General features: G+C 31.5%; 26 protein-coding genes and 1 tRNA gene. 26 read left to right on the top strand and 1 reads right to left on the bottom strand.

Translation table 11 applies throughout. The annotated features are described in order from the left end of the window. The first annotated feature begins 16 nt into the window (after window positions 1-16). The 21 genes from AC0NJG_RS21285 to AC0NJG_RS21185 all read left to right on the top strand — a co-directional run bounded on the left by AC0NJG_RS21285 (window position 17) and on the right by AC0NJG_RS21185 (window position 17008). Window positions 17-622 carry a hypothetical protein gene (locus AC0NJG_RS21285; RefSeq protein WP_474063381.1) on the top strand — a complete coding sequence of 202 codons (606 nt, stop codon included), beginning with the start codon at window positions 17-19 and terminating at the stop codon, window positions 620-622. 462 nt (window positions 623-1084) lie between these two features. Further along, window positions 1085-1486: an IS200/IS605 family transposase gene (tnpA, locus tag AC0NJG_RS21280; protein WP_033666944.1), complete on the top strand. Its 402-nt coding sequence runs from the start codon at window positions 1085-1087 to the stop codon at window positions 1484-1486. A 5-nt stretch (window positions 1487-1491) separates the two neighbouring features. Next, a complete protein-coding gene (locus AC0NJG_RS21275) occupies window positions 1492-2571 on the top strand; it encodes an RNA-guided endonuclease InsQ/TnpB family protein (protein WP_087953753.1) in 1080 nt (359 codons plus the stop codon). A gap of 102 nt (window positions 2572-2673) precedes the next feature. Continuing rightward, on the top strand, window positions 2674-3051 hold the full coding sequence (locus AC0NJG_RS21270) for a hypothetical protein (protein ID WP_474063437.1): 378 nt from the start codon (window positions 2674-2676) through the stop codon (window positions 3049-3051). Between the two features lie 68 nt (window positions 3052-3119). Beyond that, window positions 3120-3449 carry a nucleotide pyrophosphohydrolase gene (locus tag AC0NJG_RS21265; RefSeq protein ID WP_173601896.1) on the top strand — a complete coding sequence of 110 codons (330 nt, stop codon included), beginning with the start codon at window positions 3120-3122 and terminating at the stop codon, window positions 3447-3449. A gap of 121 nt (window positions 3450-3570) precedes the next feature. After that, window positions 3571-4038 carry a GNAT family N-acetyltransferase gene (locus AC0NJG_RS21260; protein ID WP_173601897.1) on the top strand — a complete coding sequence of 156 codons (468 nt, stop codon included), beginning with the start codon at window positions 3571-3573 and terminating at the stop codon, window positions 4036-4038. A gap of 487 nt (window positions 4039-4525) precedes the next feature. Next, complete coding sequence (locus AC0NJG_RS21255; protein ID WP_427321714.1) at window positions 4526-4645, top strand: lariocidin family lasso peptide; 120 nt, start codon at window positions 4526-4528, stop codon at window positions 4643-4645. A gap of 36 nt (window positions 4646-4681) precedes the next feature. Next, a complete protein-coding gene (locus AC0NJG_RS21250; protein ID WP_427321714.1) occupies window positions 4682-4801 on the top strand; it encodes a lariocidin family lasso peptide in 120 nt (39 codons plus the stop codon). Between the two features lie 36 nt (window positions 4802-4837). Beyond that, window positions 4838-4957: a lariocidin family lasso peptide gene (locus tag AC0NJG_RS21245; protein ID WP_016135744.1), complete on the top strand. Its 120-nt coding sequence runs from the start codon at window positions 4838-4840 to the stop codon at window positions 4955-4957. A gap of 35 nt (window positions 4958-4992) precedes the next feature. Continuing rightward, window positions 4993-5109, top strand: a complete 117-nt coding sequence (locus AC0NJG_RS21240; protein ID WP_423778875.1) for a lariocidin family lasso peptide — start codon at window positions 4993-4995, stop codon at window positions 5107-5109. 98 nt (window positions 5110-5207) lie between these two features. Next, the gene (locus AC0NJG_RS21235) at window positions 5208-5486 is read left to right on the top strand and encodes a PqqD family protein (RefSeq protein WP_016135746.1); all 279 of its coding nucleotides are present in this window, start codon (window positions 5208-5210) and stop codon (window positions 5484-5486) included. Next, window positions 5479-5955 (top strand): lasso peptide biosynthesis B2 protein, encoded by a 477-nt coding sequence (locus AC0NJG_RS21230; RefSeq protein ID WP_016135747.1) that lies wholly within the window; start codon window positions 5479-5481, stop codon window positions 5953-5955. The genes AC0NJG_RS21235 and AC0NJG_RS21230 overlap by 8 nt, the downstream gene beginning before the upstream one ends. Next, complete coding sequence (locus AC0NJG_RS21225; RefSeq protein WP_474063380.1) at window positions 5927-7939, top strand: asparagine synthase-related protein; 2013 nt, start codon at window positions 5927-5929, stop codon at window positions 7937-7939. Before AC0NJG_RS21230 ends, AC0NJG_RS21225 begins: the two co-directional genes overlap by 29 nt. Before the next feature lie 39 nt (window positions 7940-7978). Next, window positions 7979-9793 (top strand): ABC transporter ATP-binding protein, encoded by a 1815-nt coding sequence (locus AC0NJG_RS21220; RefSeq protein ID WP_474063379.1) that lies wholly within the window; start codon window positions 7979-7981, stop codon window positions 9791-9793. Next, window positions 9777-11585, top strand: a complete 1809-nt coding sequence (locus tag AC0NJG_RS21215) for an ABC transporter ATP-binding protein (protein ID WP_474063378.1) — start codon at window positions 9777-9779, stop codon at window positions 11583-11585. The genes AC0NJG_RS21220 and AC0NJG_RS21215 overlap by 17 nt, the downstream gene beginning before the upstream one ends. 100 nt (window positions 11586-11685) lie before the next feature. Continuing rightward, the gene (locus AC0NJG_RS21210; RefSeq protein ID WP_474063377.1) at window positions 11686-12909 is read left to right on the top strand and encodes a clostripain-related cysteine peptidase; all 1224 of its coding nucleotides are present in this window, start codon (window positions 11686-11688) and stop codon (window positions 12907-12909) included. 558 nt (window positions 12910-13467) lie between these two features. Then, window positions 13468-14817: a Sau3AI family type II restriction endonuclease gene (locus tag AC0NJG_RS21205; RefSeq protein WP_353811545.1), complete on the top strand. Its 1350-nt coding sequence runs from the start codon at window positions 13468-13470 to the stop codon at window positions 14815-14817. Between the two features lie 192 nt (window positions 14818-15009). Next, a complete protein-coding gene (locus AC0NJG_RS21200) occupies window positions 15010-15441 on the top strand; it encodes a hypothetical protein (protein WP_173601904.1) in 432 nt (143 codons plus the stop codon). Window positions 15442-15481: 40 nt separating this feature from the next. Then, window positions 15482-16477 carry a type II toxin-antitoxin system antitoxin SocA domain-containing protein gene (locus AC0NJG_RS21195; protein ID WP_087953764.1) on the top strand — a complete coding sequence of 332 codons (996 nt, stop codon included), beginning with the start codon at window positions 15482-15484 and terminating at the stop codon, window positions 16475-16477. A 233-nt stretch (window positions 16478-16710) separates the two neighbouring features. Beyond that, a tRNA-Ile gene (locus AC0NJG_RS21190) sits at window positions 16711-16784 on the top strand. Between the two features lie 71 nt (window positions 16785-16855). Then, on the top strand, window positions 16856-17008 hold the full coding sequence (locus tag AC0NJG_RS21185; protein ID WP_179192569.1) for a hypothetical protein: 153 nt from the start codon (window positions 16856-16858) through the stop codon (window positions 17006-17008). Window positions 17009-17219: 211 nt separating this feature from the next. Here AC0NJG_RS21185 and bla read toward each other — a convergent pair whose 3' ends face one another. Then, a complete protein-coding gene (bla, locus tag AC0NJG_RS21180; protein ID WP_087953765.1) occupies window positions 17220-18155 on the bottom strand; it encodes a class A beta-lactamase in 936 nt (311 codons plus the stop codon). Between the two features lie 672 nt (window positions 18156-18827). Here bla and AC0NJG_RS21175 point away from each other — a divergent pair. The 5 genes from AC0NJG_RS21175 to AC0NJG_RS21155 form a co-directional block, all read left to right on the top strand. Beyond that, window positions 18828-19448: a DsbA family protein gene (locus tag AC0NJG_RS21175; protein ID WP_474063376.1), complete on the top strand. Its 621-nt coding sequence runs from the start codon at window positions 18828-18830 to the stop codon at window positions 19446-19448. 172 nt (window positions 19449-19620) lie between these two features. After that, window positions 19621-20442, top strand: coding sequence for an MBL fold metallo-hydrolase (locus AC0NJG_RS21170; protein WP_173601907.1), 822 nt, complete (start codon window positions 19621-19623; stop codon window positions 20440-20442). Window positions 20443-20446: 4 nt separating this feature from the next. After that, on the top strand, window positions 20447-20839 hold the full coding sequence (locus tag AC0NJG_RS21165) for a nuclear transport factor 2 family protein (protein ID WP_070806042.1): 393 nt from the start codon (window positions 20447-20449) through the stop codon (window positions 20837-20839). Window positions 20840-20993: 154 nt separating this feature from the next. Next, on the top strand, window positions 20994-21521 hold the full coding sequence (locus tag AC0NJG_RS21160; RefSeq protein WP_046955433.1) for a nuclear transport factor 2 family protein: 528 nt from the start codon (window positions 20994-20996) through the stop codon (window positions 21519-21521). A gap of 743 nt (window positions 21522-22264) precedes the next feature. Further along, on the top strand, window positions 22265-22928 hold a 664-nt coding region (locus AC0NJG_RS21155; RefSeq protein WP_474063375.1), incomplete at its 3' end, for an S-layer homology domain-containing protein.

The raw sequence follows: 22928 nt of genomic DNA, 5'->3' as shown, positions 1-22928 counted from the left end.
AGGGTGATAATAGAAAATGAGTATAATTACTAAAAGTGATATTTTAAATACAGTAGATTCATTTTTTTCATATGAAAGACCTACGGATAAATCATCAGTAAAAATTTTAAAGCCAAATGAGAGGTTACTTTCTTTAAAGCAAAATAGTCAAGAAGATAATATAGATAAAATTTGGTATACCGAGTTTCAAAAATTATACTCTAATAATGCAGTTGTTAATTGGACAGATTTACCTAATAGTCAGTGTTTAGAGTATAAGGTTTTAGCTCACAGTAATCAGAAAATTTTAGATGATGATATTGAGTTAATTAAATTATTAGGCGGAAAAAGAGTGGATTTAAGGATCTTTATTAGTTTACTGGGAAATTATTATTACTGTATGTTAGAGGAAACTAGTTATATTAAAGAAACAGACGAATGGAATTTCAATAATATAAGTGATAGTGGACAATACGTTAAACTTCTAGAAGAGACTAAAATTTTTATGGATAAAAAAGGATTTAGTTATATCTCTAAAGAGTTATTAAATACTACACTAGAAGGTATAGAAACAGAATATATTTCTTGTAATAAGCTCACTTTATTTAATTGTTTATTCTCTGAATTTGAATCTATAGATTAGTAATTAGAATGATAGCTTTCATTATGATTAATAAGTTTAAGAAACTTTCATTAAACAATATTAATTATTTGGTTACTGTCAAATAGATATATAGATTAAAAAACCTTCCCTAATGGAAGGTTTTTTAATGCTAAATTTAAGTGGGATGGGAATAATATGTAAAAACCTGATAGTATAATATATAATTTTAGGAGAGTAAAAAATATAGGAGAGACCAATTGAGTTATCCATTAAAGGAGATTGCTACATGTATAATTGTAATCAATGTGGAACAGAAATAATTACAGCCCTTCCCGAACGAGAAAGCCCCTCGTCTTTAGACATGGGATGAAAGTGAGGTTGGATAAGGAGTACTACTAAAAACCGCAAGGTTTGTGGCACTCTAAGTATCCAAAATGTTGGTATCTTTTATTTTTTATCTTTCGTGTTGCAGTTTTATAATCTAACTGATACAATGCACACATGATGAATGATTATAGAAGAACCAAAACAACCGTGTCATTAATTAACTATCATTTTGTGTTTTGCCCACGATACAGAAGAAAGATTTTTCTTAATACAAAAGTAGAAGAACGTTTCAAAGAGTTGGTTCAAGAAATATGCGGAGAATTGGATATTTCTATTGTTGCAATGGAATGCGACAAAGACCACGTTCACTTGTTCTTAAATACACCACCAACACTTAGTCCTGCTGATACAATGGCAAAAATTAAAGGAGTGACATCAAAACGTTTGAGAGAAGAGTTTCCTCATCTTCAACACTTGCCGAGCCTATGGACGCGTTCTTATTTTGTTTCTACTGCTGGAAATGTATCAAGTGAGACAATAAAACATTATGTTGAAAATCAAAAAACGAGGGGGTGAAACTTGTGCCACAAACCATCACAGTTAAAGTTAAATTGCTTCCAACAAAACAACAAATCATGCTATTGGAACAAAGTAGCCACGAGTATATAAAAGTCATTAATGCCCTTGTATCTGAAATGGTTGAAGCAAAGAAAAGCACGAAGAAAAGTACAAAGGATATTGAGGCCAATATCCCAAGTGCGGTGAAAAATCAAGCAATTAAAGATGCGAAAAGTGTGTTTTCTACAAAGGTGAAAAAGAGTAAATACAAAATCGTTCCGATTCTAAAAAGACCTGTTTGTGTATGGAATAACCAAAACTATTCATTTGACTTCACGCACATTTCAATTCCGTTTATGGTAAACGGAAAGTCAACTCGTTTAAAGGTTCGCGCTTTATTAATGGACAAATATAATCGCAATTTCGAATTGTTGAAGCACAAATTAGGTACACTTCGTATCACGAAGAAATCTGCTAAATGGATTGCTCAAATATCTGTCACGATTCCTACAAACGAAAAAACGGGAACAAAGATTTTAGGAGTAGACTTAGGTCTTAAAGTTCCTGCGGTAGCCATCACAGATGATGATAAAGTTCGTTTCTTCGGGAACGGTAGGCAAAATAAATTTATGAAACGTAAGTTTCGCAGTGTTCGCAAGAAGTTAGGAAAAGCTAAGAAACTGAATGCCCTTCGTCAACTTGATGACAAAGAACAAAGATGGATGCAAGACCAAGACCACAAAGTAAGTCGTGTAATCGTTGATTTTGCAACGGATAATAATATTTCTGTCATTCGATTAGAGCAACTAACGAACATTAGACAGACGGCACGAACAAGCCGTAAAAACGAAAAAAATCTACACACTTGGTCATTCCATCGTTTAGCACAATTCATCGAGTACAAAGCGACATTAGTTGGCATAAAGGTCGAATATGTGGACCCTTCTTATACAAGTCAAACATGTCCGAAATGTTCTGAAAAGAACAAGGCGCAAGACAGAAAATACAAGTGCCAATGTGGATTTGAGAAACATCGTGATATCGTTGGGGCGATGAATATTCGCTACGCAACTGTGGTTGGCGGTAATAGTCAATCAGCCTAAGAACCTATATGGTCTGTCTTAGGAGGGGTGATGGCACACCCTCATCTTGAAGGCTGTTCAAAACAGAAATGGACTGCGAATGCTTAGTCATTCAAGAATCCCATCCGTTACACCGTAAGGTGTAGGACTTGCTGCTTTAGCCGTGGGAGTGTCAAGCAACTGCAAGATAGATATAGAGAATATTGCCCGAAATGTGAAATGCCTAGGCCGAGTAACTTATTGTACTATAATTTATATGAGCTACTAGAATATATGGAAGTTAATGAATACTTGAGTAAGGAAAGTATGCTACATAACTTTCTAAAATGGGGATTTGAGTTAACTAAAGGAAATATATTCAAGTTGTATTTAGATGTAGAAAGATATGATCAAGTCGGTGATGAGAATTTTACAAAACATTTAAAAACATATATGAAGGGGCTTCGCTCAAAATTAAATGTCAAATATGAGGATGATTATATCTGGGTTAAGGTTAATTAGTAGGGAATCAACCTATAGTGTGTTCTAGTTTGAAAAGATAGTAAGAAATAGAGAGGAGACTAATAGTGATGGAAGATTTACAAAAGGCAGTAATAAAATTTCGAGATGAGAGAAATTGGGGACAATTTCATAATGCAAAGGATTTAGCCATTTCATTGAATTTAGAAGCTGCAGAATTGCTTGAGACTTTTCAATGGAAATCCAGTCAAGAAGCAACGGAGACTAAAATGGAGGAAATGAAAGAAGAAATAGCTGATGTAATGATTTACTTGCTTCTGCTAAGTGATCAATTAAATATAAATTTAGAAGAGGTAGTACAATCTAAGCTTATAAAAAATGCTGAAAAATATCCTGTAGAAAAAGCATTTGGAAAAAATAAAAAGTATAATGAACTCTAGAAGAGGAATAACTTTTTTACATATTATTTAATATTAAGATTATATTTTATCAACTTGGTTTAACTTGCCAGATACAATTTATTACACTATATTAGTAGAAACTTACAAAGGAGGTTTTAAAATGGAAATTAGTATTAAAAAACTAGATAAAAAAATAGAAAATCGAGAGAGTATTAAAAAAATAATAGAATTATGGAATCTAAACGCAATAGAAACTGCAGATTGTGAATTAGAGGAAAGCCATAAAAAAGGGATTGAAGAGCAATTAGTGGAATTGATTCAATCAAGATATGGCGCAGTTTTTGTAGTAACTGATGAAACTAATAATCTAATTGGTTATGGAATTGGCTCAATAAAGCAAGATTTGGTTACAGATATGTTATATGGTCAAATAGAGGAAGTTTATGTGAAATCAGAATATAGAAGACAGCAAATTGCGCAAAATTTAGTTGGAAATATAAGCAATTGGTTGAATCAAGAAAATGTCTCTTTGATTCATGTCTATGTTGACTTAGCTAATAAATTGGCATTGAATTTTTGGGAGAATACAGGATTTGAAAAAGAATTTTTTCTTTTATCTAATAGTTAATCAATATAATGAAAGTATAAATAAAGATAGGATCACTATAATAATAGCATTGCGCTACTATAGTGATCCTATTTTTATTTGGAAAAAAAATAAAGATTGAAAGTCATTATTTAGAAATATTTAACAGAATATTCAAATTACTGACAGAGGAATAAGCGCACTTACACCTTATGATTTAGGGGTGGAATTACATAAATTACTTATATTTACATAAAAGTATATGAAGTTGAAAAAATAGATTAAACAGACCTTGTTTAGAAAATATTTACATTTTTATCAATAGTAAACAAATAATTCAGACAAGTAATAAAAATACATTATTTCGTTTATATGTGTTTATAAAATGTTATTTTTTGAATAAAAATACATCAATTTGTAGAATTTTGATGTTAAATGTAAAAAAAAGTAGTTTCTTGAGTAGTTTACATTCTGATTTCTTGTGTATAAACTTCAACTTAATTCCATAGAAAGGAGGGGGAGAAGAAAAATGAAAAAACTAGAGGCAGGGAAAGTAAAGGCATATGGATCATTTATGGCAGTAACATTAGCGAAGAAAAGCAAACCAGGTGATGGAACAAGGACAAAAGGAATCCGTAAAGGACTATAAACGTTATTAAATTAAAAAATAAGGGAGAGAAGAAAAATGAAAAAATTAGAAGCAGGGAAAGTAAAGGCATATGGATCATTTATGGCAGTAACATTAGCGAAGAAAAGCAAACCAGGTGATGGAACAAGGACAAAAGGAATCCGTAAAGGACTATAAACGTTATTAAATTAAAAAATAAGGGAGAGAAGAAAAATGAAAAAATTAGAAGCAGGGAAAGTAAAGGCATATGGATCATTTATGGCAGTAACATTAGCAAAGAAAAACAAACCAGGTGACGGAACAAGAACAAAAGGAATTCGTAAAGGACTATAAACCTTCTTAAATAAAGAGGATAGGAGGGAAGAAAAATGAAAAAATTAGAAGTAGGGAAAGTAAAGGGATACGGATCGTTTATGGCGGTAACCTTAGCTAAGACAAAGAAGCCAGGTGATGGCACTAGAGCTAAAGGAGTCCGTAGGCGTTAAAAATTGTAAAATAGAAAACTTGATTTATGAACTATCTAAGAAGAATAGTAGAAATCTAGTTCTACTATTCTTCTTAAAAAATGAAGGAGGAGACAATTATGCTGTTAAAAAAGAATTCTAATACTGTCACTTCTATTGCTAATGAGGAAGAGACAATTGTGTTGCATATTAGTGAAGGTGAATACTATGGCCTAGAGGGTGCTCATAAAGAAATTTGGGATAATTTTAATCAGAATTTATTTGAAAAAAAATCAATTGTAGAAGAATTTTTATCTAAATTCGATAATTCTAAAGAGGAGATACAAAAATTAGTGGATGAAAGTGTAATGGATTTAATTAATTATAAATTAATAATGGTTGTTGATAAATATGAATAACTCTAAAGAATATTTTGTCGCTTTACATAATTTAGTAAGAGGATTGTTAATTGAGGATTCATTTGATGTTGTGTTTAATAAAGTCTCCATTCAGTTCTTTCCAATGTATGAAAGTGCTAAAAGGAGAAAAGCAATGCCGATAAATATAAAAGAACTGATAACATTTAGTAAATATTTATATGAAATGGATGAACAAGACGCTTTAATCGCCTCATGTGTATCTATTTCTTTAACAAATCAAATTGTCCTATATTCAAATGGAATTGATGCAAAATTAAAAATTGGATTTAAAAAAATAGATGAAAAGTTACATTCTCATGCTTGGGTTGAGTTGGAGAATGGGGAAGTTATTGATCCTCAAAATCATCTTGGGAAATTACAAGTAATGCATATATTTAAAATGAGAGATGGAGTTGAAAGGTGGGTTACGGAAAATGAGAATGTGGATAGCTATGTGGGGAGAAAATAATACTATAAAAAAACAATGGAGCAAGAATTTAAGAAATTGGTTAAGTTCAATGAAGATAAGTAACCAACTTAATTTTGATAGAGAGGGATTTTTTTTAAGTGAAGTTGATTTCTCTTATAAAAATTCTCATAAAAAGACCAATGAGCAAATTTCCTTTTTAGCTACTCCATTAATTATGAATGGTGTACTCAGTGATTCCTTAAAGCATTCTTATGTTGAAAGTTTAACATCAAAAGCTAGGGAAAATCTGTATAAGGGTTTAACATCAAATATAGATTATCAATTACAAAATGCTAATGGTGATTTCACAATTACATATGTTGATCGAAATATGGATAATCTTGTAATAGCTAATGACATTTATGCGACGAGGCCAATCTATTATTATAAACATCCAAATGACGATTTCTTTTGTGCATCAAATGATTTAAGAACGTTGCTATTAAATTATGAAATTCCTTTTACAGTTAATTACAATGCATGCTTAAATTATCCAACTACACAATTTGCAATTAGTGAAGCGGAATATAGCAATGAGACATTTTTTAAAGGTATTTATCGATTACCACCAGCCTCAATTTTACAATGGAATAAAAATGATAAATTAAGTATTCGTTCGTATTGGGGACTAAATAATCTACTTAATAAAGTAAAACATACGAATATTACGGATTATGTGGATGAGTTCAGACAGACAATGCTTGATGTTGTTCAACTTCGTATATCAGATAAAAAAACAATTTTAGATGTAAGTGGAGGCTTAGATTCAGGAAATATTTTAGGAGCTGCAATTGCCAATGGCTCAAGCTCCTCTATTTTTGGGGTTAATCTATCTTTTGAATCTAACGATATGTCATTTAGCCATGATAAAGAACTTGTAACTAAGTTATTACAAGACTTAAACATTGAGCATGCCATTATTATGGGGGATGATATTAACAAGATTTTAAATGCAGAAATAGGAAGAGATCCGATGTGGTATATAGATGGACCTGATCCACGAGGAAATCCTTTGTATGATGAAGTTGTAGCAGCAATCTCTATTGAAGTTGGTGCCAATCGTTCCATATCTGGCGATGGTGGAGATTATGTAGCGAGTGGAGAGGAATTAGTCATTGATTCTTTACTTAGACAGAAAAAGTTTAAAGAAGCAGTATCAAAATTATGGAATTGGTCTGATAAAAAGGTAGGAGGATTCTTAGATAAAACATTTACTTATGGAATTGCACCATTTATTCCAGGCTTAAACGAGAGATTATACTATAAGACCGTTTGGGCTGAAAAAGTGGAAGCAAATATGCCATTTTTTACCCCAGAACATATTGAACGTGAAAATAAAGGTAATCAAAGAGAGTATGAACAGTATAAAAAAAGTAAGGATTTTAAACTTTGGGGACACCGATATCACTATGATTACTTATATCCAAGGGCAAGATGTTTAGATACGACTAGGGTAGCAACAGATTATATGTACCCATTTTATGATAAAAAAATGATTGAACTTAGTTTTTGTGTTCCACCTGAAGAACATTATGATTTACTAGAAGGGCATAAAAATGGATATTATAAAGGGTCTAAACAATTGATGAGAAAAGCGTTTAACGATGTTTTACCAGATTATTTATTGAATAGAAAAATAAAAACGACTTATGCACACATGGCTAGAAAATGTTTATTAAATGAAAAACATAATATTTTACAATTGTTCTCAAAAGATAAAAAGAATTTTGTAGCGGAATTAGGGATTATTGATAAGGAGAAATATAGAGACCACTTAATTGCAATGTTAATAAGATCTAATGATCCAAATAATGATTTAGGGATGAGTTTTCAATATTTACGTTCTGTTTTAGAGTTAGAAATTTGGTTACAAGAAGTTGAAAAGGGAAGAGATTATATTTTAGAAAGAAGTAAACCAGTGGATCCTCGTAATATAGGAAAGTGTATTTTTTCTTCAGAATTAAGACAAGCAACATTCTATTGAAAGTAGAGGAGAGCAATGTTTAATTTTTGTAAAGAGCGTATGCTCAACTTTAAAAATACGATGAGCATAGCTTTTTTTTTAGGGAAAATAATATGGAAATCTAGTCCGATTTTGGTCATAGTTTTGTTAGTTTTACTTAGTGCTGAGGGTTTAATTGTTGCTATACAGTTATTTGCTACAAGGGAGATTCTGAATGGAATTAAAAATGCAAATCCTGGTGATACATACGTGTTTATTTGGGGAATTGTATATTGTTCAACTTTTGTTATAGGAATTTTCTCTGTATCAATTACCAGTTGGATTCAAAAGTTATTAGGTGAAAAATCTATGTTAACAATTAATACGACACTTTTAGAAGCTATAGAAAAAATGCCAGGTATGCGTTTTTTTGAAGAAACGAAATATAGGGATAAACTTGAGACTTTAAGAGACAGTACTAGTTGGTTACCTATGCAAATAGTTGAATCAACGGGCAGTGTAATAACAGGAGGAATTTCTTTAATTAGTATCATCATAGTAGTTGGTACGCTTTCTCCTCTTTTAGCAGTGATATTAATTGTAAGCGCTATTCCGTATGTCATATATGCAAATAAATTTACTGCAATGGAATGGGTATATGAAAATGAATTTGCATCAAATCGAAGAAAGATGTCATATTATAGGGATAATTTATTAATAAAAAATACGGTACAGGAAGTTAGATTGTTTAATTTGGGTGAATTTTTTTTGAAGCTATATAAAGAAACATTTGATGTAGTATTTTCAGCATATAAAAAAATTCAAACAAAATCTTTAATTCCAATTACCTTAACTGGTTTATTATCTGGGGGAGTAGCTGGATTAGGGTATTTGTGGATAACTTATAAAATAAGTAATGCTTCTTTGACAATAGGAGATATCGCCTTATATTTAACTGCTTTATTTCAATTAAATGTATTATTAAGAAATGTTTCCAATGAATTTGTTGAAACACTTGAGCTTTGGAGAATGGGGGGAGATTTTCATGATTTTGTTAAATTAAAGCCGGATGTACAAATCTCTCCAAATTCAAAATTTGTAGATTTGCATGAAATGAATATTGAATTTAAAAATGTAAGTTTTAGTTATCCAACTAATAATGAACATAAAATTCTAAGAAATCTTAGTTTTAGACTGAATGCAAGGCAAAGTACAGCCATTGTAGGAATGAATGGTGAAGGGAAAAGTACAATTGTAAAATTACTTTGTCGATTTTATGATCCCAATGAAGGGGAAATTCTAATTAATAATATAAACATAAAAGAAATAGATATTCAGCATCTTCGTAAACATATTTCTGCCATCTTTCAATCATTTGGAAAATATGGTTTAGCAATAGATGAGAACATTGGAATTGGTGATTATGAAAGTATAGAAAATAAGAAACAAATTCAAGAAATAGCTAAATGTGTTGGTATACACGAGAAAATTAATAGTTATACAGATTCCTATAAAACAATGGTAGGAAATGAATGGAATGGCATAGAATTTTCAGGTGGACAATGGCAAAAAATAGCATTAGCTAGGGCGTTTTTTAGAAACGCTTCTACCCTAATAATGGATGAACCTACAGCCGCTTTAGATATTAAATCAGAAGAGCAATTGTACAATCAATTTTATTTATTAACCAGACAAAAAACAGTATTATTGATCTCGCATCGTTTTAGTACTGTAAAAATGGTGGATTCCATTATTGTAATTAAGGATGGAGAGGTTATTGAACAAGGTTCACATGAAGCATTAATGGCTAAGCAAGGAGAATATGCAAAAATGTATTTAATGCAAGCATCTAGTTTTTCTTTAGAGGGGACTGTGAAAAATGAAAAGTCTCAATAAGGTATATTATGCTTATAAATTTACAAGGGAAACATTGGCTTCTTTAAAGATGCTATGGAAGGCTGATAAAGTGGGATTTACCTACATTATGTTCATTAAAATACTGGAATCAATTATTCAGCCATTGCTTATTTGGTTAAGTACTAAGGTAATTGATGATTTATCAAAAGACCCTGCAGCATTATTAAATTCGAATTTCACGTTTTGGATAATCATTACATTTATTATTCTCACAATCACTGCAGATTTGTTTAATCCTTTTTTTGAAGTGAAAAAAAGGTTGTTAGTAGCGAAACTACAGATGTATATCGATGTATTAATTATGAAAAAAGCTAATACATTGGAGAGTCTTGAATCTTTTGAAGATAAGGAACTTTACAATAAAATAAGGTCTTTTAGAAATAATGAGTATTGGATTACAATGTGGATTGATTTAATCATGAAATCATTTGGAGGCACTGTAAAGATTATAGCTAGTGTTGCATTACTATTTTCTCTCTTACCGTGGTACCCATTTCTTCTTTTAGTAGTTTCTATTCCAAAACTTATTAAGGAGGTAAATTTAAATCAAGCAACATTTGAAGGTAGGCCAGAATTAATGGAATTAAGGAGGAGAGCGGAATATTATACGTCAGTTCCTTTGCTACCACAATTAGCGCAAGAGGTAAAATTATTTCACTTAACACCTTTTTTTAAAGAGAAATATGTTAAGACGGTACAAAAGCTGTCAGCAACTTTAAGTAAAGATCAAAGAAAATTAGCTGTTCATAGTCTGCTTTGGGGGCTAATACAATCTTGTGTAATTTCCTTCAGCATAATTTTTATTATTTATAGTGCGATTAATAATGAAGTATCAATTGGAAGTGTAGTTTTATTTTTAGGTATGACCATCCAATTATGTGAAGGCGTTAATGAGTATTTTGCATTAATTGCTATAGGGGCTAGGGAAGGAAGACACTTAAGGAACTTACTGAATTTTATTCAACTTCCTAATCCTAAGACAGTAAATTCATCTTTAGTAGAGAGTCACGAGAAGGATGCGGGTTTCTATTTATCGCAAGTGGATTTTTCATATCAAAATTCAGAAGAAAGTTCTCTGAGTATAAAGAAATTGCACATACCTCAAGGGAAAATTACTGCATTAGTTGGCGAAAATGGAGCAGGAAAAACGACGCTTATTAAATTATTATTAAGACTATATAATCCGAGCCAAGGTTCGATTTACTATAATAATAAAAACTTAAACGATTATGATTCAACTGAATACAAAAAAAAGTGTACTGCAGTTTTACAGGATTTTGTAAGGTACGAAATGTTACTAAGGGAAAACATAGGCCTTGGTGATGTGGGAAATATTAATAATATTCATGAAATTCAACTAGCAAGTGATAAAAGCAATGTGAAGGAATTGCTTCCTACTTTGACTGATGGATATGACACTCAATTGGGGAAATTATTTGGTGGACAAGAATTATCAGGTGGACAATGGCAAAGAATTGCAATTGGAAGAGCATTTATGCGTGATAAAGAAGCGGAAATATTAATATTTGATGAACCAACTTCAGCACTTGATCCATATGCTGAAGATGAAATATTAAGAGTTTTATCAAATCTGGCAGATAATAAGACTGTTATTATTGTAACGCATAGGTTAAGTACTGCAAAATTAGCAAACCATATCATTTATTTGGATAAAGGACATGTAGCAGAACAAGGAACCCATGAAGAATTAATAATTAAAGATGGGAAGTATGCAGAGCTGTATTCTATTCAAGCTAAGAAATACAGCTAATATTTTAATGTGACCATTCATTTTGTCGCATAAAACTCTATACATTGTTTTATGTGAAATTTACTTATAAATCAATTTACAAGTAAAGGGGGCTTTAAAGATGAAAAAAACGTATAGGATACTATTAATCATAATGTTTTTAATAGGGTTTCCTAGTTTAGTAGAGGATAATGTAGTTAAAGTTTCAGCGGATACAAATAAGTTAAATAAAGCAAAATATACTGTGATGGTTTATTTGGATGGTTCTAGTTTGGAGAGTGATTTTGAGCTAGCTTCTGAAGATTTAAAGGAGATGCTGAAGATAGGCTCTTCAGAAGAAGTTAATATAGTTATGGAGACAGGTGGAGCAAAAAAATGGCATACACCTGCGATTAATCCAGAAACTAATCAAAGATGGATAATTCAAAAAGATTCCCTACAATTCATTGAGGATGTTGGACTTAAGAATATGGGAGAATCATCTACACTTAGCGATTTTATGATTTGGGGTATGGAAAAGTATCCAGCAGAAAAATATGCTGTGATTTTATGGGGGCATGGATCGGGATCTGTATATGGATATGGTCATGATGAACGATTCGGACTGGATCCACTTACATTACCAGAACTTGAAAAAACGTTTAAAGATACTTATAAAAAAACAAGAAAAAAATTAGAGGTTGTAGCATTTGATGCTTGTTTAGTTACAAATCTAGAAACTCTTAGTTACATAAATCAGTATGCTAATTATATTGTTGGTTCAGAAGATATGGTTCCAGGTCATGGTTTAAATTATATATATACATTTGAAAAATTATTAAATAAACCAAATATGAATGGAGCAGAGTTGGGAAGAATCATAGCAGATGGTTTTTATAAGCAAGCTGTAGAAAATGAAGAAGAAGATGATATAGCTATGTCTGTGATAGATTTGTCTAAGGTAAAACCTATTAAAAAAGCTTTTGATGATGTAGCAAGATTATTGAAAGTAGATGTATTAAATGATGATAAATTTCAATCTATCCTTACTGCAAGACGTAATGTAGAGGAGTACGGAAAAATGGATGGACCAGAGGATTCAGAAATGGTAGACTTAGGCGATTTGGCAAAACAAATGTATTCTCAGTATCCATTTTATTCAAGAAGAATTATGAGTGCAGTTGATCAGGCTGTAGTTTATAATGTGAAAAGCCCTTGGAAACAAGCTACTGGAATTTGTCTATTTTTTCCTTTAGGTGATAGAGAGAGATTTGATGAGAAATTGAATCTTTATAAAAACAATAATTTTTCCAAAGATTATTATGATTTCCTTGAAACATTTATAGGGAATCTAAAAAATAATTAATTCATGAACGTGAGCGATGAACCTTTAAATACAAATACAGTAAAAAAATTTTGATGCCACAGATCCAAGAAGTTAAGTAATAAAAAGTTAATAAATAATGTAATAAAATTACAGAAATGGAAAAAGTGGTAGTTTAGTTTTTGAAAATATCTTGATATACCTATATCTTTTTTGTAATATATAGGTATATTGTTAGTTTATTTGATTCCGTTTATTCCCACACCTGATGTGTTGTGGTTGAGTTGTAAAAGTAAGTTTTGTTCTTACTTTAATTTTGAAAGGGCTTCTTTGAGCCGATTAGTGTAAATAGCTTATTTTGCTGTGCACAATTAATCGACTTGAGGAAGCCCTTTTTGTTTTGGGTGAAACAAGTATGAAAATGTATTTCTGTTACAATAACAGATTAAAAAAGGAAATTTATATAAGGGGAGAACCATTACGAATAATTTATTTGTATATGAGGGAATTAGGAGGGGGATATAGTTTTTTTAATGTATGAAATAGTTCATTGTACAGTTTTATTTATTAAATAATAATGAAAGATAGGTGGGGATGAGTATGAAATTTAAAACAGAGGAACAATTATTAGCATTTACGGAAGGAATTATTGGGAAGAGTTTTAAAGAAATTGATACAAAAGGAATCTTACAAGGAAATAGTAACGATAAAGGAATACTAGGTAAGGTTGTTGAGACAGGATTTTACGATTATGAATTAAATAATTGTCCTGAGGCAGACTTTGGAGAATTAGGAATTGAGTTGAAAGTTTCTGGTTTTAATCAACTTCGAAATGGATCATGGTCGGCAAAGGAAAGAATTTCTTTAAGCATGATTAACTATAAAAATATTATTCATGAAGAATATGAGTTTAGCAAAGTTGTTTCTAAGAACAAAAAGTTGCTAATTATTTGGTACGAATATATGAAAGGTGTTCCGTATGGAGATTTTATAATTCGAGATTTTCAACTCTATGATATGTCGCAAGATGAAGCAATAATCCGAAATGATTTTTATACAATAAAGCAAAAAGTGCTAGAAGGACTTGCTCATAAATTGTCTGAGGGCGATACCGTTATTCTAGGGGCGGCCACAAAAGGACAGAAAGGACAAAAAGCAGAACAGCCTAATTCGGAAATCTCTGCACCTACAAGAGCATTTTCCTTAAAAAATTCTTTCTTTCGTGGTGTTTTGAGAAGCCATGTAGAAAGAATGGACAGAGGTGAAAAATCTAATGTATTTGTCACACCTGAAGGATACATTTGGAATCAACTAAAACCGTATAAGGGGATGAATCAATTAGATATATTAAATCTTTTTGAGAAGCGTGATTCAGCTAAAAAAATACCTAACAGTATTAGTAAAATGGTAGCTAATAGGATAGTAGGTACAGATAAGGAATTACCAGAGAAGCATGAGGTATTCAGTAAATCTAATTTTCTAATTAAAAATATACCAATTCGAGAAGATAACAGTCCTATAGAAAAAGCAACGTTCAGAACCTTGCAACTTGCAGATTTTGAAACTTCTTGGGAAGAGTCTTCCTGGAAAACATTCTTTGAAGAAGTAACTTTCATATATGTAGGTTATCTAGGTGAAAAAGATGGTAAGAAGCTAGGTAATGGCCAAAGGATTCTGGATAAAATTTTTAAGGTTACATTTACTCCTGAAGAAGTGGATGAGTTTGAGAAAACTTATAACATGATAAAGGAGACAATTGAAACAGGGGACATTCGTAAACTTCCAAAAGCTTCACATGATTTAGGAAAGGAGCTTAAATTGGTTGTTTCAACAAAAGGAAGTGGTACAGGGGGCTATGAGAGATTTTTTGATGATACAAGAGAAACATGCTTTATGTTAAATAAAGATTTTATTCATCAGAAGTTTAATGAAGCTGTGATTTTAAAGTAGATACGTAATCGATTTACGAATAAAATACAGCAAAACAATCATATAGAAGTTTCGTAGACGACATAAACGTTCTAATTATAAGCGGAGAGAATGGAAGTCTACTGTAAATCAATAAAAACGTATCAATTGATACGTTTTTTTGTTGTTATTCTAGTAAATATGAGGTATGATTTGAAAGGGGAAAGAACTTGAATGCGCATTAGCTTACAAAATAAGGAGACAAAAAAGCACACTAATTTTACAATTGGTGAGATTGAGCAGTACATAATTGAATTTAAAAAATTAATTAAAACTAATCGATTTACGATTTCTCGAAATGAAAAAAGGAAAGAGAATATTGAATTTCTAGAGGCTTATAAGATTAATGCTAGTAAAGTGAAAGAGATTCTTCTTAATATAGGAGTACATGACTTTTGTTATGCAGTTGATAATAAAAATCTAAGTTTTTCTTATGAAAAATTGTATATCTTTTGTCTACAATATGAGCTAGATAATTGGGGACAAAAGAAGTCGGTAGACATATATGTTAAAACAAATTTAATTGAAAATAAGGACAGGAACAAATACATGATTGTTGTTTCTTTTCATAAAAGGAATAAACCAGTCACTTATCTTTTTAGATAAAGATAAGTGACTTATGGTTTTATAATGAGGGAGGATTTTTATGTTGGTTTTATGTGAGTGTTGTCGAGATATGGTAAAGTATTCTACTAAAGATGTTTCCAAAATGACAGTCATTAGAGGGAAGCAATATCATTACGTGGGTAAAGAAGCAAAATGCGAAGAGTGTAAATCTGAAATATTTGTTCCTGACATTCATGATTATAATTTAGAACAATTAGATCATGCATATAGGAAACAGGAGCAGTTAGTTACTATTTCTGAAATAAAAGAGGTTTTAGAAAAATATAAGATTGGAAAACGTCCACTATCTTTACTTCTAGGTTGGGGTGAAGTTACCTTAACAAGATATGTAAATGGGGATATTCCGACAAAGCAGTACTCAGATATATTGCAAAGATTAAGTAGGGATCGATCTTTTATGCTAGATATTCTGGAAAGAAATAAAGGTTTAATTACTCAAAAAGCATATAGGGTTTCTAAAGAAGCGATTGTAAAGCTGCAGGAAAATGAGAATGTTACTTCTAAACAGACTACAAAAATTGAGGCAGTTGCTAATTATTTGCTATATAAAAATGATGATATTACTCCTTTAGCTCTTCAAAAGCTTTTATACTATGCGCAGGGATTTTGTAGGGTGTTTACTGGAACATATTTATTTGAAGATGATTGTGAAGTAGGAAGTCACGGCCCGGTATATCGAGTTATTTTTGATAAATACAAAGGATACCAGTACGACAATCTTGAAGTTAATTATGATAGTACAAATCAGTTAACTCAAATAGAAAAGGAACTATTAGATTGTGTAGTTAATACTTTAGGCTGTTATAGTGGGAAGAGTTTAAAGAAAATGATTCTATTTGACTTACCATGGGCAGTAACCAATCTAGAATTAGAAGATAATAATTCTGGTAAACCCATCATGGAAAAAGAGGAGATAGCTAATTGTTTTAATACAATGAAACAGGCATATAATTTAGTTACTATTTCTGATATTAAACAATATAGCATAAGAGTATTTGATTATATAAACAATTAATAGTTGTAGTTATATTATTTTTAATATGATTGACATATCGATTTTTTTACTGTTAACCAAACCTCTGTAAAGGTACTAAAAGATAGTACTAATTACAAAAATTAGGAGTGCAGAATATAAACACTCTTAACACGATGCAAATATGCATATTAAATAAAAAGTAAAATGAATTGATACATTATATGGTAAAATGATATATGTGAATACGCTTTATGAAGTAAATTTTATGCTTTGGACCTTTAGCTCAGCTGGTTAGAGCAAACGGCTCATAACCGTTCGGTCGTAGGTTCGAGTCCTACAAGGTCCACTTATAAACAAGGAGAAAGCACTCATTTGAGTGCTTTCTCCTTGTTTATAATAAATAAAGGGGATTGTGACATGAAAATAATTGATTTAGAGACAGAAAGAAAAAAGAAGGAAAAATTAATGGTAACTATTCCAATTATAAAACTAATGTATGGAGAAAAAGGGGAAATTGAATTTAAAGTAGTAGGAAAAAAAGTTGTTCCACAATCCATGTTTGAGAATTAAACTACTTTTACTTCTTATAGGCTGTAGGATTGTTAAATGAGAGATTTCTAAATATGGAAACCTCGTGGATACTAATAAAAGGAAAAACTAAAAGTTATGTTGGAAATGGAGGTGAATTTGTAGTGATAATGGTATATTCCTTGTAAAATACATAAAAAGACCGTCACAGTATTGTGACGGAAAATAGAAAAATTCTGATGACTTACTACTATTATTGTTTATTTGGAGTTTTTAAAGCCTGTAACACTATTTTGGTTGCTTCTGCAATAAGCTTATCATCGTATTTAGCATCCTCTTTATCATGATTAGAAAGTATTGCAAGAACAATTGGCTTTTTATTTGGTGGCCAAATAATTGCGATATCATTTCTGGTTCCATAAGATCCCGATCCCGTCTTATCAGCTACTTCCCAATCTCCCGGAACTCCAGCACGAATTAATTTGTCTCCTGTAGTGTTCCTTTTCATCCAATCTATTAATAAATTCCGTTTCTCAGTTGAAAGTATATCTCCTAGCGCGAAAGCCTGCAGACTAGTAGCTAATGCCTTTGGGGTACTAGTATCATGAGTGTCTCCTGGATGCACTTCGTTTAATTCTGGTTCAAAACGTTCAGGGTTTGTAACGGTATCTCCTATTTCTCTCAGTGATTTTTTGAATTCACTAGGTCCACCTAATTGTTTAAGAATAAGATTTTGTGCCGTATTATCACTATATCGAAGGGAAGCATCTGCAAGCTCTTTCAGAGTCATACCTGTATCAACATACTTTTCTGTAATTGGATTGTAATTAACAAGATCTTCACGAGTATACAAAATTCTTTGATTTAGATCTTCTATTGATTTCTTTTGTAAAAGTACTCCTACGGCTAAAGCTTTGTGGGTAGAAGCGTACGCAAACCGCTCATCTGATTGATACTTAACGGTTTGATTCGTATCAGTGTCCAAGGCATAAATACCGAGTTTAGCTTCAAATTCTTTTTCAAGCTTAGCAAAAGAGTGATTAACTGTATTTTCTTGTTTGGTTTGTTTAGGCGGTTCAGATTGAGTATTACTATTGGAACAGCCTATAAGCGTTGCGCATGAAAGAAATAATACAGGTACAATCTTTTTGTAAGGTAACATGTTAAAAAATTTGTTTAAGATTATCATAAATTTCAACCTCTTTCAAAAATATATGGTTTTTGTCTAGGTGTTCTAAAAATCAATACAATTAAAGAGTGTATAGGGTAACACTCTTTTTACATCACTCTTATCATAAACACCTGTTTTATACGTATAATGAATAGACAATCTAAGTAGCAAGTTTGTTCCATTTAAAGAAATAAGAAGATGTTATTAGAATTCATTACCTTAAACAATAGACATTTAGGGTAAAGGGAATTTATTTTAATTCCATAATTGTGGAAACGTTAAAGTAGAAATTTAATGTTTTTTATAAAAAAGAATTGACTTTCGATTCCGTTGTAACTAATATAGTTACATAAGGTGTAACTTATTTGGTTACAACAATGTCCTGTTTTAAGAAAAAAGATTTCTATATTTAATTAAGGATAGCGATCTATACGTTGTTGTTCAGTGCAGAAAATTACTACTATATTAACAACTATGCATATTCTGAACGATAGTATTTTCTGTTTTAGAGCCATAACGTGCAGCGTTATCTTTTATGAATAATTTTAGTTGATTTTTTTTTGAAGGATTAGTTTTTGGGGAAAATAATAAGGTTGCTAAAAAAGATGCACTTTTACAAACCCAAAAGCTAGCTAGGAATTTTTAAGTGATAGCTGGACTAGCTAATAAAAATAAAGGTAGGAGATTTAAATGGAGAAAAAACAAGATAACCTTATATACGTATGGGACGCATATTGTGGATGGTGTTATGGTTTTTCAGAAAGTATTAAAGGATTTTACAAAGAACACACTGAAATGCCGTTAACAGTTTTATGTGGAGGATTATTTTTAGATAATCTACCAATAAAAAATTTCTCATATATAGAAGAGGGAAATAAAAGAATTAATCAACTTACAGGTGCAGAATTTGGTCCTTCCTATCAAAAATTGGTGGAAGAAGGGACTTTTAAAATGAATTCGAAAGATGCTGCAATTGGCTTTTCAGCTTTACGCTCATTAGCGCCAGACCGTTTGTTAGAATTCACGTCTGCTATGCAAAAAGCGTTTTATTATGAGGGACAAAGCCTAAGTGATCCTGAGACATATCGTAAGATTGCAATTGAGCATGGTTTGGACCCTGAACAAGTATTAGAGCGTTTAAATGCGCAAGAAACAATTGTAGATGTCCAAAATGATTTCAATAAGGTTCGACAGCTTGGGGTTAATAGTTATCCTTCTTTACTTTTACAAAAGGATGATCAAATTATTCCTATTGGTGGTGGGGTAATGACGCCAGATAAAATTGAAGCACGTTTTAAAAATTTATATTAAGAAAACTTAGGCTATAGTAGCAAATATGTTAGCTTACGCCATCCGACATTCATCTCTCATCCATTTGCTGGTGCGATGAACCTTTCAAGAGAATTGAAGAGGAGTCTTCTGTCGAAACAAAATAAAAGTGTGTTATCTATTCAATAACTATAACAAAAGGAGAATAACATCTATGTTTAAAACAATCGATACAAATCAAAAAGATGTGAAATTAACAGTTTTTAGTTCGGATGAAAAAAGTTTTATGGTCACTGCAACCTTAGTTGAAAAAGCAGGACATGCATTTTTAATAAACTCAAAATTTACTCAATCTGATTCGAAAGAAATTGTAGATTATTTGAAAAACAATAACTTATCTCTAGATAAAATCTTTATTATCCATGGGGATCCTGATTACTATTTCGGGTTAGAAAGTATTAAAGCTGCATACCCAGAAGCTATAGCGTATGCTACGGAGTCTACGGTTGAACATATTGTTCATTCTGTATTAGGGAAATTGAAAGTTTGGAAAGATGCGCTTGGAGAGAATGCACCAAGTAATGTGGTATTACCTCAAGTGTTTAAGGGAAAATCTATTGATTTTCAGGGGCTAACATTTGAACTAGTAGGCTTAGACGAATACAGAACTAGCTTATTTAACAGAGAACTGAGATTATTAATTGGGGGAATAGATGTATTTAACGAAATCCATCTATTCTTAGCAGATACTAGTTCAAAAGCAGCAATGGAGGCATGGATTGAGAACTTGAAAGTGTTACAGGCTTTAAATGCTGACGTAATTATACCGAGCCATGGATCAATTGAAAAATCATTAGATAGTCAAGCGATTACTGCAACTATGGATTATTTAAAAACTGCAATTCAAGCTTCTGAGGAAAGTAAAACTTCAAAAGATTTTGTAGCAAAACTTGAAACAGCATATCCAGGCTATGCTAATAAGGGTGTATTAGAGTTAAGTGCAAAAGTTGTAACGAAAGAAATGCCTTGGGGTTAATGCAATGAATAAATATCAAAAATTATTACATGAAACGTATGTGTTAACTGGCGAGGGAAAAATGGATGCTTTCAAAACGTATTTAAGTGAAAAGGTATCTTGGACAGAAGCTGCTGGGTTTCCATATGCGGGCACTTATGTAGGTCCTGATGAAGTAGTGAAAAATGTACATGAACGTCTTGGAACTGAATGGGATAACTATAGCGCTAAAGATGAAATTTATGCTTTTAATAATAATACTGTTATTGTGTATGGAAAATATAGTGGAACATATAAAGTAACAGGGAAATCATTCATAGCAGATTTTTGTCATCTTTATGAGTTTGATGAGAACGATAAGGTTAAAAAGTTTATTCAAATTGTGGATAGTGCAACTGTTAATGAGGTATTAAGTTAGAGTTACTCGTTTCTAACATTCCTCGTATAGGGAGTATTGTTAGGAAAGATGGATTTTCCTAACAATATCTCTTACATCACATTCTGGGTAAGGTTTATCCTTTATCGGGTGTGTTATCGAATATGAATGATAAAATTAGAAGAGGTAGGTATATATGAAATTAGAGAAAAATTTAATAGTAATAATTATTTCTGTGTTTATTTTAGGAATTGTGTCGACTTTGATATTTCAAGCTTCAACTGGTAATACCAAAGGTCATTCAACAAAGAGCGAGAATGTTGCAACAGTATCTAAAGATAATGTGACAGAAAAAGAAAAGAATAAAAAGATGGTAGTCGATTTCTATAATGAAGTTTTTAACAAACATAATATCGATATTATCCCTAAATATGTAAGTGAAGATTATAAGCAACATAATCCTTTTGTTGCTGATGGACGAAAAGCCTTCATGGATTTCTTTAAGGAAGACTTTGTAAAAAATCCAAACTCTTCTGCAGAGATTAAACGTGTAGTAGCTGAAGGAGATACAGTTGCTCTTCATGTACATTCACGTACTAATTCTCAAGATAAGGGAGTTGCTATAGTGGATATTTTTCGTATAAAGGATGGAAAGATTGTCGAACACTGGGATGTAATTCAAGAGATTCCAAATGAGACAGCTAATAATAATACGATGTTTTAGGTAGAAAATATATGTGAACTACTCACCACTTAGCAAAGCTTGAAGTGGGAGCTTCTCAGTTCCGTGACGAAAGTAACCTTTCGTCTCCCTGAGCGTTACTTCGGGGTGTTCCACCCCTAGATGTCCAACGCATGGATGCTCTTTTGGTACGGTTGATATTTTACGCAGGAACCGAATGGCTTGGTTTTCGCACTCTATTTTCTTCCTGCAACCTTCTATATCAAGTTATCAAAGAACTTCATATAGCTAGTTTATCAAAAGTTTTTGGCTATGCCAAACCGAAATTCATCTCCCACCTATCGTTGGGCTACGCCCTTCACACGCTTGAGGAAGGAGAATTCTTTCGGGGAATACGATAAATTAAATTCAAATTTCTAACAGAAGACTCTATTTTGATTAACATTTTTCAAAATGGAGTCTTCTTATTTTTCATATGGGTTTGTGGAGCATTTTTGATTATATTTTATTTCAAATCAACATTTGTTTTAATGAGGTTTAATTTGAACGTAATAAAAATGATAATACTCTTGATGTATGAGTCACATTGTAGTAAAAACGCTTCTATAGGCAAGAAGAGTTTTTTGGTGAGTCTATAGCGTGCTGGGGGGGGAATTAGTATTTTTATAATCAATAACAATAAATAATTATATATAAATATAATGTATTTATGTTATTATGTTTATGTTGGAAAATAAAGTATATTTTTATTCGCAAAAATAATTAGGAGAAGAAGGGGAAATAGCATGAAAATGAAAAAAATGATTTTAACAGGTGCAGTACTTGCAGCAACAACTTTAACATCTTTAACAAATGTACAGGCAGATACAACATTTAAAGATGTGCCTACTGATCATTGGTCATATAAAGCAATTATGGATCTAAAAGAGAAAAATATCGTAGCTGGTTATGGAAATGGCATTTTTGGTTTCGGCGATAGTATTACACGTGGTCAAGTTGCTAGATTGCTTTATGTATACTTGAAACCAGTAGATGTAGATGCTAAATTTCAAAATCCATTTACGGATATAAAAGGTTCTATGTTCGAAAAAGAAATCTTAGCAATCACAAAAGCAGGGATTATGAGTGGATATGGTGATGGAAAGTTCGGACCAAATGAGGTCTTAAATCGGGAACAATTGGCAGCTGTTCTAACACAAGCATTTCAATTAAAAACAACAACTGTCACAACTTTCAAAGATGTTGACAAGAATTATTGGGCTACGAAGGCAATCAGTGCAGTGCAGGAAAGTAAAATTGCTGCTGGTACAGGAAGTAACTTATTCGAGCCAAAAAGAGTTGTAACACGTGAGCAATATGCACAGTTTCTATACAATGGAATTCAAAGTGTGAACAAGCCAGAAACAAAACCAGAAACAAAACCAGAGACAAAGCCAGAAACAAAACCAG

It is taken from the genome of Bacillus sp. SSR7, from assembly GCF_055902415.1.
Note: the sequence above shows the minus strand (reverse complement) of the source record. Positions and strands in the feature narration are given on the sequence as shown.